The sequence below is a fragment of the Lysinibacillus sp. FW301-JW8 genome (assembly GCF_058788755.1).
This window is the reverse complement of sequence record NZ_JBYTBB010000002.1, coordinates 143295-161086: the sequence shown is the minus strand read 5'-3', so window position 1 is coordinate 161086 and position 17792 is coordinate 143295. Positions and strand designations below refer to the sequence as shown.

General features: G+C 35.6%; 16 protein-coding genes and 1 riboswitch. Of the genes, 1 reads left to right on the top strand and 15 read right to left on the bottom strand.

Annotated elements, in window-relative coordinates; all coding sequences use genetic code 11:
* Positions 1–176 precede the first annotated feature (176 nt).
* From AC3WOM_RS01730 to AC3WOM_RS01700, 7 genes are all read right to left on the bottom strand, one after another.
* Positions 177–806, bottom strand: coding sequence for a hypothetical protein (locus tag AC3WOM_RS01730; RefSeq protein WP_492444589.1), 630 nt, complete (start codon positions 804–806; stop codon positions 177–179).
* A gap of 139 nt (positions 807–945) precedes the next feature.
* Complete coding sequence (locus AC3WOM_RS01725; RefSeq protein ID WP_427550226.1) at positions 946–1329, bottom strand: hypothetical protein; 384 nt, start codon at positions 1327–1329, stop codon at positions 946–948.
* Positions 1330–1418: 89 nt separating this feature from the next.
* The gene (locus tag AC3WOM_RS01720; protein ID WP_492444587.1) at positions 1419–2114 is read right to left on the bottom strand and encodes a Type 1 glutamine amidotransferase-like domain-containing protein; all 696 of its coding nucleotides are present in this window, start codon (positions 2112–2114) and stop codon (positions 1419–1421) included.
* 341 nt (positions 2115–2455) lie between these two features.
* Complete coding sequence (locus tag AC3WOM_RS01715) at positions 2456–3136, bottom strand: hypothetical protein (protein ID WP_492444586.1); 681 nt, start codon at positions 3134–3136, stop codon at positions 2456–2458.
* Between the two features lie 571 nt (positions 3137–3707).
* The gene (glnA, locus tag AC3WOM_RS01710; RefSeq protein ID WP_427550189.1) at positions 3708–5042 is read right to left on the bottom strand and encodes a type I glutamate--ammonia ligase; all 1335 of its coding nucleotides are present in this window, start codon (positions 5040–5042) and stop codon (positions 3708–3710) included.
* A gap of 61 nt (positions 5043–5103) precedes the next feature.
* Entirely contained in the window at positions 5104–5478 is a 375-nt protein-coding gene (locus tag AC3WOM_RS01705; protein WP_492444584.1) for a MerR family transcriptional regulator, read from the bottom strand.
* A 734-nt stretch (positions 5479–6212) separates the two neighbouring features.
* The gene (locus AC3WOM_RS01700) at positions 6213–7463 is read right to left on the bottom strand and encodes a methionine gamma-lyase family protein (protein ID WP_492444582.1); all 1251 of its coding nucleotides are present in this window, start codon (positions 7461–7463) and stop codon (positions 6213–6215) included.
* 270 nt (positions 7464–7733) lie between these two features.
* Here AC3WOM_RS01700 and AC3WOM_RS01695 point away from each other — a divergent pair, with 270 nt between their 5' ends.
* The gene (locus tag AC3WOM_RS01695; protein WP_427540153.1) at positions 7734–8339 is read left to right on the top strand and encodes a trimeric intracellular cation channel family protein; all 606 of its coding nucleotides are present in this window, start codon (positions 7734–7736) and stop codon (positions 8337–8339) included.
* A 129-nt stretch (positions 8340–8468) separates the two neighbouring features.
* Here the strand turns inward: AC3WOM_RS01695 and cobT are convergent, their stop codons facing one another.
* The 8 genes from cobT to AC3WOM_RS01655 form a co-directional block, all read right to left on the bottom strand.
* Entirely contained in the window at positions 8469–9530 is a 1062-nt protein-coding gene (cobT, locus tag AC3WOM_RS01690) for a nicotinate-nucleotide--dimethylbenzimidazole phosphoribosyltransferase (RefSeq protein WP_492444580.1), read from the bottom strand.
* 89 nt (positions 9531–9619) lie between these two features.
* A riboswitch (cobalamin riboswitch) is annotated at positions 9620–9796 on the bottom strand.
* A gap of 45 nt (positions 9797–9841) precedes the next feature.
* Complete coding sequence (locus AC3WOM_RS01685) at positions 9842–10702, bottom strand: DMT family transporter (protein WP_492444578.1); 861 nt, start codon at positions 10700–10702, stop codon at positions 9842–9844.
* 283 nt (positions 10703–10985) lie between these two features.
* Positions 10986–12290, bottom strand: a complete 1305-nt coding sequence (locus tag AC3WOM_RS01680) for a response regulator (protein ID WP_492444577.1) — start codon at positions 12288–12290, stop codon at positions 10986–10988.
* Positions 12291–12316: 26 nt separating this feature from the next.
* Positions 12317–13657, bottom strand: coding sequence for a sensor histidine kinase (locus tag AC3WOM_RS01675; protein WP_492444575.1), 1341 nt, complete (start codon positions 13655–13657; stop codon positions 12317–12319).
* A gap of 23 nt (positions 13658–13680) precedes the next feature.
* Entirely contained in the window at positions 13681–14439 is a 759-nt protein-coding gene (locus AC3WOM_RS01670) for an SDR family NAD(P)-dependent oxidoreductase (protein WP_492444573.1), read from the bottom strand.
* 21 nt (positions 14440–14460) lie between these two features.
* Positions 14461–15207, bottom strand: coding sequence for an SDR family NAD(P)-dependent oxidoreductase (locus AC3WOM_RS01665; protein WP_492444571.1), 747 nt, complete (start codon positions 15205–15207; stop codon positions 14461–14463).
* 14 nt (positions 15208–15221) lie between these two features.
* A complete protein-coding gene (locus AC3WOM_RS01660) occupies positions 15222–16220 on the bottom strand; it encodes an ABC transporter permease (protein ID WP_427540174.1) in 999 nt (332 codons plus the stop codon).
* Positions 16217–17743 carry a sugar ABC transporter ATP-binding protein gene (locus tag AC3WOM_RS01655; RefSeq protein ID WP_427540177.1) on the bottom strand — a complete coding sequence of 509 codons (1527 nt, stop codon included), beginning with the start codon at positions 17741–17743 and terminating at the stop codon, positions 16217–16219. Before AC3WOM_RS01655 ends, AC3WOM_RS01660 begins: the two co-directional genes overlap by 4 nt.
* Between the last annotated feature and the right edge of the window lie 49 nt (positions 17744–17792).

Genomic DNA, 17792 nt, shown 5'->3' with positions numbered 1-17792 from the left:
TGGAACGGAGATCACCTTCATTTGACTTAGGAGTGTTCACAAAGAGTCCCTTGACCATTTAGTTTTTCAACACTATGTAAAGACTGAATCCAATATTGGATTCAGTCTTTGTCTTTGAATTACAAATATTAAGCATCCCTTACAAACTCGTTCAACAATTACTGTATTATTCTTTCTCACTTTAAAGTCCCTATCCAAACATCTCCTTTGTCAAGACTATATTGCAGGAAACTCCCGAATTCATTTTCAAATTTTATGGTTTCATAGGCATTTCCCTTAATTTGTGATACTTCTTTTTCAGTTAAACTTCCTTCTTCTAACCATTCATTCAAGTCGTTTTCATCGTAATAATCAATCTCTATGTGTAAATCCCATTGAAATTGTTCTAACTTGTCCCTCAAGGAATGAAATTTAAAGAAAGGGAATTCCTTGTTTTCTCCCCTTATTTTGAAGGTTTTATTGTAGAAATCAAGACAATCTCTATATGCAATGACAATTTGTGAATTAATAAAATTAGGGTCATAAAGCCAGATTTTTAAATAAAACTCTTCATTTTCATCCATCATTTTTTGATGCCAGTTCAGGTAAACTTCAATCATTGCATCAAGTAAAAGTCGATTATACCAATTGGGAGGGTTTATTCGTACCCATGCATAAAAAGGATGAATCCATAATTTTTCGTATTTTCTTTGGTAATTCCTTAAATAGTCCATATCTAAATTTATTGCATTTTGCTTCCATCTTTCAATTTTTCTCTTATGTCTTTTCCAACCTCGTATTTTCTTCTGTTTTGAGTAATAAAACACTTGTACACCTCCTTTGTAGTTTATCTAACTCAATAATATCTTATATTCTTGTTGAGCTAACCTACGTCGTCAGTCTAAGAAGAAAATACTCTATCCCTTATTGAATTAAAACCCGAGTTAGTTCAATTAGTAAAATTAATTATTCAAAACTATTTTCATAAATATCCAAGAATTTCGCTATCATTACACCTTGTTGAACAACGGTTTCATCTTTAGTTTCAAGTTGCCAAGCATAGGTCATATAATCTTTATAATTTTCTTGGCTAATAGGCTTTAAATCATGTTCTTTGGCAGTGGCAGCAAACCCTTTTTTATAATCAATTTGAGCTTGTTGTAATGCTTTCTTATGGTTTTTAAAAACGGGCATTCCCTTTGCATTAGCTTCTATTTCATAAGCTTCATCGTCATCAAAATCAACACTTAATTGGCTGTTATCAAAGTCATCAACTACTTTTGAAGAGGAATTACAGGCTGTTAAAAGTATAAGTAAAACTATGCTAATAATGATCAATGTTTTTTTCATTTTTTCCTCCAAAGAACATAGCTCTTATATTTTATTATTCTTTTTATTGATTTAATGTCCTTCTAAAACTAACCCGCTCCGTTAGTTCATTAAGAACCTAAAAATTCTGTTTGAAGTTCTGTATCTATAACTTTCTTTTCGAAAGAAACTTTATATGCCTTAGCATCTGGTCTTGAGCTAACTATTTTACTGATTTCTTGTTCCTTGTAATGAATAGCAACCCCATCATCCGTCGCAATTCCTGATTGTATTTTTCCAGATTCAATAAGTTTGTGATATGCAGGCTTTCTATCTATTTCACCATCGTAATGCGGACAATTACTTCCCTTTAGGAGACCTAGACATTCTATTGGTTCAAGTCCATCTCCAAAGGAATCGGTAACTCCCTCTTCAAACCAACAAATAGAGCCTGCACTCACCCCAGCTAAAATCACTCCTTGGTTCCACGCTTTTCTTAAAATATGATCTAAGCCCCATTCTGTCCACAAAGCTAAAAGATTTTTAGTGTTTCCTCCACCAACATAAACAATGTCTTTTTCTAATATAAAACTTTCAAGATCCCTGGTTGGAGGATTAAATAGTGAAAGATGGGATGGATCACAATTTTGTTGATTAAAAAAATTATAATACCTTAATATGTAATTATCGGCATCTCCACTTGCGGTAGGGATAAAGCAAATTTTAGGTTTAATTTTCTCAACTTGGTTCAATATATATATATCTAATAACGGATTGTCTGGTTCCATTGAAAAACCGCCACCACCAAGTGCAATTATTTGTCTCATCTAAAAACCCCTTCCAAAAAATAAAGTTAGGTAATAAGTTATACAAGTTATTAAACTAACCTTAGTTTAATAACATTTCTCCATAATCTCCATAGTGATATTACATAAATATCCAATAATAAAATCATCTCGCTTCTTAAAATGATTAGACGATTTTAATCAAACTTTATTACAAATAATCAATCTTTTTTATAAAGATTACAACAAATTTCAAAGGAGTAAAACGGTGCAACTTTTTTACAAACAGTATAACTTTATTTAAAACGGTACGACTTTATTTCAAATCTACAGTACATCGCTGGTATGATTGGGCAGACGAAAAATTACTACCTAAAAATCCATTATTGTTTCTGAATTTCCATTATTTCTGCACTGTATTTTTTAAAGATCGTTTCCTTAATTTGTTGATGTAGTAGTGAATCTTCATGTAGTTCTCTTTCTTCACTTGCTGTTTGTGCCTTTATTGTGTTAAATTCATCATTATTACTTAAATTGAAACGTCCATTATTCATATTGATTACACCATATTCACCAGATGAATTCTTTTTTAAGAATAGTATATAATCATCAGTTCCTATTTCTCTATAATTACTAACCGTTTTTATCTTCTTTACTTTATCCACATCTTCAAAAATTGAGATAGGTTCAATCACACTGATAATTTCACCTTGGTTATAATGCTCATCTTCGGGTTGTTTTAAAATCTCTTTAATATTTACTTCAGTTTTTGTAATACCTTCAATCAATAATTTGGGCTGATACTTATCTTCAGGTGTTTCATGAAACTTATTAATATGTTCACGATCTTCAAAGTTTTTAGTTGCTTGTGCAATAATAATAAGTTCTGAATTTTGCTCTAATTCATCAAAATTATCGTAATTTATATAGTTTCCATTTGAACTAACAATAGGAAGTTCATCTATTTTATCTTCCTTTGAGTGTGTGGGTAGATTTGTAGTAAATATTATGAGCCCCATAAAAGTAACTACTACTGTTAAAAAAATCAGTTTCTTATTCTTCATGATATACCTCTTAAACGAATTATATTGTTCATTCTAAAATATATAAATTCCATATTAATGTAAAAATCATGTAATGGTTTTTTAGATTTTCATCATGTATCTATAATTCTCCCTTCATTATCAGATAAATATTTATTTGAAGAATGAAGTAAGCCCCTATAAACCAGTTTATCAATACAAATGTTTTACTTAAATCAGCAATTTTCCCATTTGGTATATGCATTATTTTTATCATGTGTTGTTATTGTTATATTTCCACTACCTCCAGGGATTGGGTACCAACCTTTTCTCATTACTGAGAATCACCAGAGACAAAATCATGATCCAATTTAACAGAATTTCGCACCTATTTATACATACAATAAATAAAAAGATCCATTTTTGCTATGGTTAAATCACTTCAAAATACAAATAGTATTAGTGAAAAAGTGCTGGAAATAAAAGTAGAAGAAAGTAGAAGATGATTCAATAATAAATCTTTTGAATTTAATTCTGAGGCTAATAACGAAGCTGGTAGGCAGTAAAAAAGAAAAGCGTTGGAACCTTCATTTTCAGCTCCAACGCTTTTTTATTAGTACATTTTTAAATATTGGTCACGTTCCCATTGGTGAACAGTAGTGCGATACATATCAAACTCGATTTCTTTTGCTTCTTTGAAGTTTGCATAGATATGCTCACCTAACGCTTCTTGAGCTACTTTGTCTTTAGCAAGTAATGTTAATGCGTCATCAAGAGCTGGTGGTAAGTTTTCAATTCCGTTTGCTTTACGCTCTTCTTCAGACATTACATAAATGTTACGGTTAATCGCAGCTGGTGGTGTTAATTTTTGACGAATCCCTTCCAGACCAGCTTCTAAAATAACAGCCATTGCTAAATATGGATTAGCTGCTGGGTCCACAGAACGTACCTCTACACGTGTTGACAGCCCACGAGCTGATGGAATACGAATTAGTGGTGAACGGTTTTGAGCTGACCATGCAACATAACATGGAGCTTCATAACCAGGAACAAGACGTTTATAAGAGTTAACTGTTGGGTTTGTTACAGCTGTGAAGCCTTGAACATGCGCAAGAACCCCTGCCATGAATTGCATAGCTGTTTCTGAAAGACCTAGTTCAGTCGATTCATCGTAGAATGCATTTTCTTTGCCTTTAAACAATGAAACATTGAAGTGCATCCCAGAGCCAGCTTCACCGTATAATGGTTTTGGCATGAATGTAGCGTGTAAGCCATGTTTGCGAGCAATTGTTTTTACCACTAATTTGAACGTTTGGATATTATCACAAGCTGTGATAGCATTTGCATATTTAAAGTCGATTTCGTGTTGTCCAGGAGCTACCTCATGGTGAGAAGCTTCGATTTCAAAGCCCATCTCTTCTAGCTCTAATACGATATCACGACGGCAATTTTCACCAAGATCAGTTGGCGCTAAGTCGAAGTAACCACCATGGTCATTTACTTCCAGTGTTGGTTCGCCTTTTGCATCTAATTTGAATAAGAAGAACTCTGGCTCAGGCCCTAAATTGAAGCTTGTGAAGCCCATATCTTCCATTTTTTTCAGGATACGTTTTAGGTTATTACGTGGGTCACCAGCAAATGGCTCGCCTTTAGCAGTGTATACATCACAAATGAAGCGTGCTACTTTCCCTTTTTCAGAAGTCCAAGGGAACACTACGAACGAATCTAGATCAGGATATAAATACATATCTGATTCTTCAATACGAACGAAGCCTTCAATAGATGAACCATCAAACATCATTTTATTTTCTAGTGCTTTATCTAATTGGCTTACAGGTATCTCAACGTTTTTGATTGTGCCAAGTATATCCGTAAATTGTAAACGAATAAAGCTTACGTTTTTTTCTTCGATTAGACGTTTAATGTCCTCTTTTGTGTATTTACCCACAGTTTTCCACACTCCTATAATTTGTCTAGCTTTTATCTTTACCCTACCCTATTAAAGGCTTTTAATAGAATCGGGATAAATCCCCTCGTCGGATGGATGATTTTTGCATGCGTTGTGCTTGACGCATTTCCTCACGCATAATACGACGTAATTCTGAGTCACTTAAATCTGGCTCATCTGCCGTAACAGGATCACTCTTTTTAGCAAATAATTTTTTAATCTTTGCCATATTCATTCCATGTTCTAAATAATCCTTAATTTCAAGCAATGTATCGACGTCATTTAATGAGAACATTCGACGATTGCCATCTGTTCGGTGCGGCTCAATTAAATGGTGTTCTTCATAATAACGAATTTGGCGTGCCGAAAGCTCGGTCAATTGCATCACGATACTCATGGATAATAACGGCATAGTTCGTCTAATTTCACGACTCATTTAAGTCCCCTCCAATACCCGCTTATCATATAACGAAATTTTTACACTGTCAACAAGGATGTAAGGTTTCCTAACATCGTTTTTCAATATTTTTTTCGACTGCTACAAAATTGTAAAAAACTATTTGTCTATGAAAATCAAGGTAAGAACAAAAGTATTGCTCTTCCACAAAACGAGTGGTTGATCTCCGTTCCGACTGAGTGCTTTCCTGGGGGCGTCCGATGAGCCGCTTCACTCGCGTTGCTCGCTCCAGGGTCTCATCTGTGACGCTAATCCCCAAGGAGTCACTCAGTCTACACTCCAATCAACCACTCCTCATTCTTATGGTATATAGTGAACAATAAAACTAAGCCTTAGTATTAACTATTATTGTGCAAAAATGAGGGTCAGTAACCACACTTTTGACATGAAGAAAATATACAAAGTTTCACACTATTCTTAATTGGAGTGTAAAACTACTCGACTTCTGTAGGATAAAGAGACAGACGAGAAACTGAGGCCAACATGATGTTGATCACAAAAGTCTTTGTTGATGTCGCTACGCTTTCGAACCGATAACTTATCACAGGACGTGACGCACTTAACCTTCGTTCCTTTAGCTCGTCGCTTGCCCACAAAAAGCTTTATTCTTGCAAAAGCGAAGCGTCAGCGACAAAGTAGCTTGGAACCGAAATCCCTTCATTTTAACGCAATATTCACTAAAATTCACTTGACCATTTTGATTTATTACTTACCTATTTCTGAATTTTTTGAACAGCACTACAAATCGCAAATTTTACATGCTCATATGTGAGACCGCCTTGAATAAATGCTGTGTATGGTGGACGAATTGGACCGTCTGCTGTAAGCTCGATACTCGATCCCTGAATAAAGGTACCGGCCGCCATTATGACATCATCCTCATAGCCCGGCATATAGGCTGGCTCTGGTGCATAATGGGCATTGATTGGTGAGTTCGCTTGAATTTCACGACAAAAGGCAATCATTTGTTCAGCCGTTTGGAATGAAACAGATTGAATTAAATCAGTACGTTTTACATCGTAGCTTGGTGATGTAGACATACCGATTTCTTCTAGCATTGCAGCTGTAAAAACTGCACCTTTTAGAGCTTGTGCTACAACATGTGGCGCTAGGAAAAAGCCTTGATAAAAATCGCCAAGCGTATTTAATGTTGCACCTGCTTCAGCACCAATACCTGGTGACGTCATACGATAGGCACATTTTTCAACTAAATCAGCACGACCAGCAATATAGCCACCAATTTTCGCTAAGCCTCCCCCTGGATTTTTAATCAGAGAGCCTGCCATTAAATCTGCCCCTATCTCTGTCGGTTCCTGAGCCTCTACAAATTCTCCATAGCAATTGTCGACAAAGATGATAGCCTGTGGTGCTAATTCACGGACTTTCACGCACATATCAGCAATTTCTGTAATAGTAAAGGATGGACGTGTTGCATAGCCCTTTGATCGTTGAATAGCAATCATTTTTGTATTCTCTGTAATAGCGGCCTCTACACCATCCCAATCAATCATTTGATTATCCATTAAATCCACATGACGATAACCGATTTTATAATCCTTTAATGAGCCAGTATCCTTGTCACCGCCATCTACTATGGATTGTAATGTATCATATGGTTGCCCTGAAATATACAGCAATTCATCACCCGGTCGTAACACTCCGAATAGACTAAGTGTAATAGCATGTGTCCCCGAAATTATCTGTGGACGTACAATGGCAGCCTCCGCTCCGAAAACCTCTGCATAAACACGCTCTAAATTATCACGTCCCTCATCATCATAGCCATATCCATTAGAAGGGTGTAAATGATAGTCACTCACTTGATGTTTCCTAAAAGCTGCAAGCACCTTTTGTTGATTAAAGAACGCCATATCGTCTACCTTCCTATGAAAGGGGCGAACCTTGTCCTCTATTTTGGAAGCTAACGCTAACGTTTCTTCTGTTAAATTTGTTGTAAAAGTCATTCGTTCTTCTCCATTCACATTTGTTCAATCACGGGCACATATACCCACAAATTGAAGTTTTCACTTAACTCCTATCCCATCTTAACAATTTGTAGATGTGTCTGCAAAACTTGCCTATTGTTTCTACTCGTAATATGCGCTAAGCTAATGTGCGGACTTCTTTCATTATTTCCGATATTTTGACTACAAAATTCATAGATTCTGTTACATTTAATAGAATTCTTTAACTTTAATGAGAAAGTATATTATTTTTCAGAAGGGGTGAAAGGGATGGCTTGGGAGGTTTTTAGTATTATCGGAACAATTGCCTTTGCTATTTCCGGGGCAATTATCGCCATGGAGGAAGAATACGATTTATTCGGTGTTTATATACTCGGTATTGTCACTGCCTTTGGTGGTGGGGCAATTCGTAACTTGCTTATTGGCCTTCCCGTTACAACGTTATGGGGACAGGATATGATGTTCCAAATTGCGCTTGCGGCGATTACTATATTTTTTATTTTCCCGCATCATCTAATTCAGCATTGGCATCGCTGGGGAAACTTCACAGATGCAATTGGCTTATCTGCATTTGCTATTCAAGGTGCCCTCTATGCGGTAAAGCTCGATATGCCAATTAGTGCGGTTATTGTAGCTGCTGTCTTAACTGGCTCAGGAGGCGGGATTGTTCGGGATCTATTAGCAAGACGCAAGCCCCTCGTATTACGTGATGAAATTTATGGTGTTTGGGCAGCTCTTGCAGGACTTGTGATTGGTTTAGAAGTTTTAACAGGCGACCTCTTTTTATATGGATTATTTGGAATAATTACAGTGCTAAGAGTTCTTTCCTATATGAAGAAATGGCGTTTGCCTTTACGAAAGCTGAATCGAGCATGACTATTTTATGAATAGTAACAAGCCCAAATAGTTCGATTAAATGGGCTTGTTATACTTTTTGCTGCTGCCAAGAAATGCCTCAAGCAAATATTTTTTCAACCATCAGCATTTATAAATAGAAAGTGTGCTTCATTCATTCGTTTCTACTAGCACTACAGATTCTTCAAGTGTAGCCATGTTTTTAATCATGGAGCATGCTGCATCTAAAATTGGAAAGGCTAAAGCTGCACCAGAGCCTTCTCCTAAACGCATATTCATATGTAGCATTGGTTCTACCCCTAGCAACTTGGCTGCTATTTTTGCACCTGGTTCTTCTGAGGCATGGGAAGGAATGATGTAGTCCTTTATTTTTGGCTCAAGCTCAAATGCTATGAGGGCAGCAATCGTAGAAATAAAACCATCAATAACAACAGGCTTGCGATTTGCAGCCCCAGCAAGTACAATCCCAGCCATAGCAGCTATTTCTAAGCCACCAACTTTTGCAAGAATATCAATAGCATCGTTGCGATTGGGCTTGTTTAATGCAATAGCATGTTGAATAACCTTCACCTTATGCGCAATTCCCCCCGCTCCCACACCAGCGCCCATTCCTGTTACTACATTTGGATGACAGGCATGAAGCACGGATAGGATAGCTGCACTTGGGGTAGTATTCCCAATACCCATTTCTCCAGTTCCAAGAATATCCACTCCATTTTTAATTTCGCTCGTTGCGACTTCAATTCCTACTTCGATGGATTGAATAGCTTCCTCTCTTGACATAGCTGGACCCTTTGCCATATTGTCTGTTCCATATTTAATTTTCTTTAGAATGACTCCAGCATCAAGTGGTAAATCTTCTTTTACACCAACGTCGACCGTTACAATTTTGGCATTGGTTATGCTGGCGATTGCACAAACACCCGTTAGCCCTTTTGGAAAATTCATTGTTTGTAAAAAGGTTACCTTTTGTGGATTGGAAGTTACATCTTCCTCACAAACACCGTGATCTGCTGCACAGACAATAATTGCCTTGCTCTCAATTTTAGGAAATAATTCTCCTGTAATGCCAGCAAGCTGTACAGCAAGATTTTCCAGTCCCCCCAAGCTTCCAGGTGGCTTGCTCAGAGAGTCTATATATTCCCTAGCTTTCCCCATCATATGGCTATCCACATTTTGAATTTTTTTAATCGTTTGCTGTAATAATTGCATGAAACTATTCCCCTTTCTATCTTTCGAGACAATATAAAAAGCCTGCAGTTTATTCATCACAAATAAACTACAGACTTTTCCATCGTCTATATAATCGAAGCAATTAGGCAGGTCTCCTGGCTTAATTTCAACATTTCATAGAACCTTCCCAGCACCATGCTAGTGGCATTCTCTATGAAACTCCTTTTTACAGTGGCGGGACCGCTAAAGACTCTCACTTTATTCCCTATTCTCCCATAATGGGCACCCAATGCTATTATGCAATTACTTTAAATTTACTGTAAAGATTTCTTGCTGTCAATATGACACCTTTAAAGTTCTTTCTGATCGATTTCACTAATAAAGGTCGCACCAAGTAATAGAATGGCTCCTATTATTTGTAGCACAGTCATTTTTTCTCCTATAATCATCGTTGAGATAACCAATGACGTTAGAGGGTCAATATAGCTTAGAATGGCTATACTTTGCCCCTTTAATTGACTCATTCCCAAAAAGAAAAGATAGAAGCCTATACCAGCATGGACAATACCCAATGCTATAAGTAAACTAATGGATTTTATATCGATATGCATGATTTGGAATCCATTTGTTCCATAAAGATAAAGTGCCAGAAATAACGCTGCTAAAGAAAGCTGCACAATTGTGTTAGCAGGCTCTTTAAGTCCATGAATATACTTGTTGACAAAGGTTACGAATGTATAGAAACATGCTGCAATAAGCCCATACACTATACCGATATCCTGCCCATTTTCTCCTGCAACTTGGCTATGGACAATAAAGAATAATCCAACCAGCGCCACACAGACATAGAAAATTTTTCTTAGATACAGTTTTTCCTTTAATATAATCGGTGATAAACAAATCACTAAAACTGGCGCAAAATAATAACTAAGCGCTGCATTTGCAATGGTTGTTTCTTTGTATGCTTGAAAAAGAAAAATCCAATTCCCACATAATGCTACACTAGATAGCAGCAATGGCCATATATTAGGCAGAATAGATACTTTCGTTATTTTTTCTTTCTTTGCGATGAAAATTACCAATAAAAAGCAAGAGCCAATGACACTCATCCAGAATGCAATTTCACTGGATGGTAGCTGTATATATTTTGCAAAAACACCGACAGCTCCGAAGATAATCATAGATAAAACAAATGCAAATTTTCCGCTCACTTCTGATTCCTACTTTCTACTTATATAGTTTTTAGCCTATACAGTAGAATCTATTGAAAGAAGAGCAAGCTAGTGTGGAATGCCTTAAACAGTAGATTCTACTGTAAAGACATTGTTGGAGGTGCTATTGATCGGAACATATTACCCATCCTTTCTATGTTCAACTCGGACATTCTATAGTTATTTTACCGAAACCCACGTACTATATCAATTATGCCTCGGGAGACTTCTGTACCTGCCGCTGTCGCTGTGCTTTCGCGTAAAAGACATTTGCTGAAAGAAGTTAAATAGTTCGATATTTGGCGGGTGTCATCCCAACATATTTTTTAAATACTTTACTAAAATACTCTTCATTACTATAGCCCACTAACGAAGCAATTTCATTATTTCTTTTATTACTATGAACTAGTAGCTGCTTTGCCTTGTCAATTCTAAGCTCATTTAACAGGTGGATGAAATTTTTATCAATGCTTTTTTTAATTAATATACTTAAATTTGCTTGGCTTTTGTTAAATATGCCTGATAAATAATTCAAATCTAACTGTGGATCATCAAAATGTGTATAAATATAATCGACTATTTTTTTCCCTAAATCATCTCTATTGCCATGTAAATTAAGTATTTTATCTACGAGCGGCTCTATATAGCTATTTACTATTATTGATAAATTGTCTTCTTTAATCATTTGATGGTGGATACTAATAATTTTTTGGGCACTGTTATACGTTTCAAAGCAATTGAAATGAATGCTATATTGTAATAAGAACGTAATCATGAATTCTAATCTTTGCTGAAAATCAATGTTTGTATTTTGTAAAACCCCTATAAATTCTTGTAATTTTAACTCATCCGTAAAGATTTGATTATCAAAAATGGATTTTCTTTTGTTTAGAACAGTGCCGCTTGTATTTAGATGCTTCTTTAGCAGTAACTCTAGCACGGCTTGATTTACATCATGTAAGTCTTTTCTTTGCAGAACGATATGATGATCCTGACTATACGACAAAACAAAATCGGTATTCATAATTTCAATGTGCTCCCCAAAAATATTAAAATAAAATAGCTCATGAGCGTGTGGAATTCGTATATTTTTTGTTTGATTGATGCTGATAACAAAGTATTCAAATGAATAGATATTACTATCCGTCATTTGTTGATCAAAGGCCAATATTAAATTTAATAATTGATTATATTTGATAGCATAATCTACTTGTCTCTTCATGCTCAATGCTTCCATCGTTTGTGAAAGCTTTAGCTTTAGATTTTTATAATCAATTGGCTTTAAAATATAATCCTCTGCCCCAATTTGAATAGCACTTTGCAAATATTGAAAGTCATCATAGCCAGATAGAAAAATCACCTTAAATTGATGGAACTTTTTTAGCTCCCATACAGCCTCTATTCCACTCATACCAGGTAAATTAATATCCGATAAAACGATGTCAGGGGAAATATCCTTAGCTGCCAGTAACATGTCTTCCCCAGTTGCATAAGAAAAGACATGTAGGGATTCAGTAAAATTTCTGTTGATAAAAAAGCTTAGTCCCTCTCTAATAAAGTTCTCATCCTCTACTATAAATATATTCATAGAGCTCACCTCACCGTTAAAAGACATTATTTCTTATATGGTAATAGAATTCTCGACACAAAATATTTTTGTTCGTTAACTAGAACTGTAACACCATATGCTTCTCCATATTTTATCTTTAATCGTCTATTTACATTTTTCAATCCAATGCTGCCCTCATGATTTTCTTCATTTATTTTTTCATTTAGCATAGCTATTTGAGCAATGTCCCTAAATTCGCTATTGTTATAAATATCAATTACGACATCATTTATTTTTCGATAAATATCAATATTTATCGTTATAGACTCTTTATAGCTGTAACCATGCTTAAAAATATTTTCAACGATTGGCTGAAGTGTAAATTTTAGAATAGCATTTTGTAATAAATCATTATCTTCTATCTGAATATGAAATACTAAATAAGAAACTCTGATTTTCATAATATTAATGTATTCTTCAATAATCTCAAGCTCTTTTTCAATTGTTGTTTCCTTTTCACTATTGCCCGTGTTATATCTAAAAAGCTTTGCTAGTCCAACGCTTAAAGTAGAGATCTCCTCAATCTCATGAATCATAGCTAATTGATTAATATTGTCTAAGGTATTGTAAAGAAAATGCGGATTAATTTGGCTTTGTAAATTATTTAATTGTGCTTCATAATTTTCTCGAACATAGTCTTTTTCCTTTTCTACCATATAAGCAATTGTCTGATTTAATTCTTGATTGGCGATATTCAACTCATCATTAATCCAAGCAGGCTTCTTCTCAATATCTTCAATATGATAAACTGCTTTTCTATAAGAGGTAATACGCTCAATAAGCATTTGCAAAGTCGTACTAATTTTATTGGAATATAAAAATGTGATAATAGTTAGCAGTAAAGTGGAGGCAATTGCAAAGGCCATTAAATCCTCCTTTTTATTATTCAGCTCTTTAAAAATGGAATCAGATGTAGCAATAACAACATAGTAACAATTATTAAAGGGATCAAATGAATACATCAGAATTCGTTCTACATTCAAATAATCAATTTTATAGTAATTGGTTTTCTTGGGCTCTAATTTACGAAAATACTCCTCATGCTCTGATATATGGGAATTCGTGCTGAATTTAATATCCTTCTGCTCAGTTAATAACAGGAAATCAGAGTAGCTGCCCCAAATTGAATTTAACACTTCATGATATACCTTTGTGCTTGCTTGATTATTCTCAAAAGACGAATTAAAATAATGGATTTTTTTTAATACCTCTAGTCTTGTTTCTATTAAAAGCTTCTTTTGATATTCTCCAACATTATTTATATAAATCACTGTCATCATAAAATAGGGCAAAATAAATACAATGAGGGTAAGAATAAGATATTTATATTTTAACGATAAATACATTATTCTCACCCCTGTCTAGTTTCTTAGCTTTGTTCCTCTTCCCAGATCGATTGGCCGCTAGATACACCACCATCAATAACTATTTCACTACCCGTAATATAGGATGCTTCCTCGCTCCCTAAATAATAGACTAATGAGGCGATTTCCTCTGGACGCCCTAATCTTTTTAATGGTACATACTTTGCCTGATCCTGCGGCGTTTTATTTGATTTTTGTGCCGCATACTCAATCATTTGTGTTTGAATATATCCTGGATGAATGGAATTCACTCTTACATATGGTGAAAATTCCATTGCTGCGTTTTTTGTAAGTGTTCGTATGGCGCCTTTAGTTGCTCCATATATCCCTAGGCCTTTTGCACCAAAAAAGGCGGCATTGGAGGATGCATTAATAATCGAGCCATTTTCCTGTTTATACATAATAGGTGCAATATATTTTAACGCTAAAAAGCTACCCTTCACATTAATATCAAACATAGCCTGAAACTCTTTATCTGTAGTTGTAGCTATATCATTCATGACAAATATCCCAGCGTTATTAAACAATACATCAATTCGATAGTCTTTGTCATGTATATATCTTTGTAATGATTTCCAGTTATTTTCATTTGTAACATCTAATTCTATAAAATCAACTTGAGCACCATAAATATTACTTAGTCTGCTACCTTCCTCTACATTAATATCACATGCGAGGATATGAAAGCCCTCCTGATAAAATTTATCGAGAGTGGCTCTGCCAATACCAGCAGTAGCTCCCGTAATTAGAATACGCTTTGTCATAAATACCTCCATCAATAATCTTTATTTCGCAATCCAGCCACCGTCAATAACTAGCTCACTGCCTGTCACAAAATTTGCTTCATCACTCGCTAAATATAAAACGCCATAGGCTACATCCTGAGGTTTTCCGAGCAATGGCAATGGCGTTACTTCTTTCATCCATTTCGCTTTTTCGCTATTCTCAAAAAGATCTCGTGTCATTTCTGTTTCAATCATGCCAGGATGCACAGAATTCACGCGGATATTGTATTCTGCTAAATCCATTGCCGCTGCCTTTGTTAAGCTTCTGACAGCTCCCTTTGAGGCATGATAGGAAACATAGCCTTTTTCACCGATAATTCCATAGACAGAAGAGATATTAATAATACTTCCTGCTTGCTGCTTCATCATGTGCTCTGCGCATTTTCGAACGCCTAAAAAAGTACCTGTCGCATTAATGGTCATAACCTTATTCCAGCCCTCTAAATCCTCATGTATCACTGAGCTTCGAGAAGGGATGCCCGCATTATTCACTAAAATATCTAAGCTCCCAAATAATTGGATGGTCTTTTGGATAACAATCTCCCACTCTGTCTCAGAGGATACATCATGTTTATGCACGAAAAGATTATCATTTCCTGTGTGCCGTTTCCTCAAAAGCTCTAATGCCTCTCCATTAATATCTGTTGCAACCACTTTCGCTCCCTCTTGTAAGAACAATTCAGCCTCTGCCAGCCCTTGTCCATTTCCCGCACCTGTAATAATTGCTACTTTATTGTGTAAGCGCATTTTATTCATCCTCTCTATTTCTGAATCTTCGAACGTCCATAAAAATCGATCATAACAGCAACAATAATAATGGCTCCTTTAAAAATGGATTGCCAATAAGTACTGATAGAAAGACTATCAAAAACGTTTGAAATCATAATTAAAATACTTCCACCAATAAATGTTCGCCAAATTGCACCCTGTCCACCTGAAAGTGAGGTACCACCAATAACGACAGCTGCTATTACATCCAAAACAATTGATTCCCCTATATTTGCCTGACCCTGTGCAAGTCGGGAAGATAAAATGATACCGCTCATGGATGCACATAGACCACAGATGATGTAGGTGCTAATGATTAGTCGATTTGTCTTTAATCCTGCTAATCTACTAGCCTCACTGTTGCCTCCTACTGCATACAGTGCCTTACCATATAGTGTGTAAGAGAGAATTGTTCCTAGCGTAATAAAAATAACAGCTAGAATAATGACAGAAACGGGAATTGGTCCTATATAATGAGAACCGAAAAATTTATAGGCTGGGTCCTTCACAAAAAATGGCTGTGCCTTCGAATATACTAATGCAAAGCCAGTGAAAATAGAGCCTGTACCCAGTGTTGCTACAAAAGGAGGTACCTTTAAATAAGTGATTAAAACACCGTTTAACAAACCAGCAATAAGACCAACCGATAAGCCGACAATCACTGCTACAAAAATAGATGTGCTATCTACTAAGCTTGCAGAAACGACAGCCGTTGCAGCATATAATCCTCCGATAGACATATCTAAACCGCCAGTGATCATAACATAGGTCATTCCAGCAGCCATTATGCCAATAATCGCTAATTGACTTAGCATATTTAATATATTAGTAGGATTTAAAAACCCATTGTAAACAATTGAGGAGATAATAATCAGCACAACAAATGCGAAAACTACTCCATACCTAAACCCTATATTTTTAATGTTCCCAAAATTCAGACTTCTATTTCTGGAAGAAGTCAATTTCTGTTCTTCAGATAGTTTATTCATCATGCCTGGTGACTCCCTTCCAAAAACGTTGATTCAACGATTTTATTGACACTAATGTCCTTGCCCTTTAGCTCACTTACAATTTCTCCTTTAGAAATAACAAGTACACGATTGCTGACAGCAACCACCTCTTCTAGCTCTGAGGAAATAATAATGATACTCATACCTTGCATCGCTAACTCCTTCAATTTACGTAACACATCTAACTTAACACCAACATCGATCCCTCTAGTAGGTTCATCTACTATTAAAACCTTCGGATTAACACTTGTAACCTTTGACAATAAAACCTTCTGCTGATTTCCTCCCGATAAATTTTTAACAATGGAATTAATGGGTCTTGTTAGCTTAAACTCCTGTATATATTGTTGAGCAAGTTTTTTTGATTTTTTAGTAGATAAAAAGCCATAGGAACCAATGCGCTTTAAATCAATTAGATTAATGTTTTCATGTACCTCAAAGCCTAAATGAAGTCCTGTTTTTTTCCGGTCCTCTGGGGCTAATACGATTCCATTTCCAATTGCTTGTCTAGGCGTAGAAGGTATTTTAACTGACTCCCCCTGTATTTTAAGCGTTCCTTTACAATTTTCGCCTAGTCCATAAAGCGTGTTAGCAATTGCGCTTCTGCCCGAGCCCACTAATCCACCCAAGCCTAAAATTTCTCCTCGCTTTAACGTAAAGGATATATTTTTTAAAAAGTGGAAGCTCTCCAAATTTTCAACCTCTAATACAATCTCCTCTGAAGGAATTTGATTTGGATACTCCTGCACTAAAATTTCTTTAAAATCGCTGTCGATTTCCTCTCCAAGCATAGCATGTACAATTTTTTGCTTTGTCCATCCCTCTATGCTGCTATGCTCCGTAACTACACCACTCTTTAACACTGTAAATGAATCACAGATTTTCATGATTTCATCCAGATGATGACTAACGTAAAGGATTGTGATTCCTCTTTTCTTCAATTCCATTAGAGCCTCTAATAAAGCCTCCCTCTCATTCTGTGCTAAGGAGGATGTAGGCTCATCCAAAATTAATATTTTGGAATCTAAATTTAAACATCTCATTATTTCAAGAATCTGCTGATCAGCTACAGATAAATCAATTGCATAAGAATTCGGTGAAATACGGGTATTTAAAAGTTTGCTCAATTCATAAAATCGTTCTAACCGTTTTTTTCGATTGACCAAAATAGACTTACCTTCCTTAAAGCCAAGAAATACATTATCTAAGGCTGTCATATTCGGTATGATGGTTAATTCCTGAAATATTGTTGCAATGCCAGCCTCTCTAGAGCTATGTGGATCGCCGTAATGTAATTCATTTTGGTCAATAAAAATATTGCCTTCTGTAGGCTTAATTCTGCCCGAAAGCATGCCAATAAGTGTTGATTTACCAGAGCCATTTTGCCCAATAAAGGCGTGGCAGTGACCTTTTGATATTGTTATATGAATGCCTTGATTAGCAAAAAATTCACCATATTTTTTTGATAAATTAGTGATATTGATGATAGGTGCTGCCTTTGTCATAGGATCACTCCCCTCCTGATAAAGCAAGCACACGAGGTAATAGAAAATG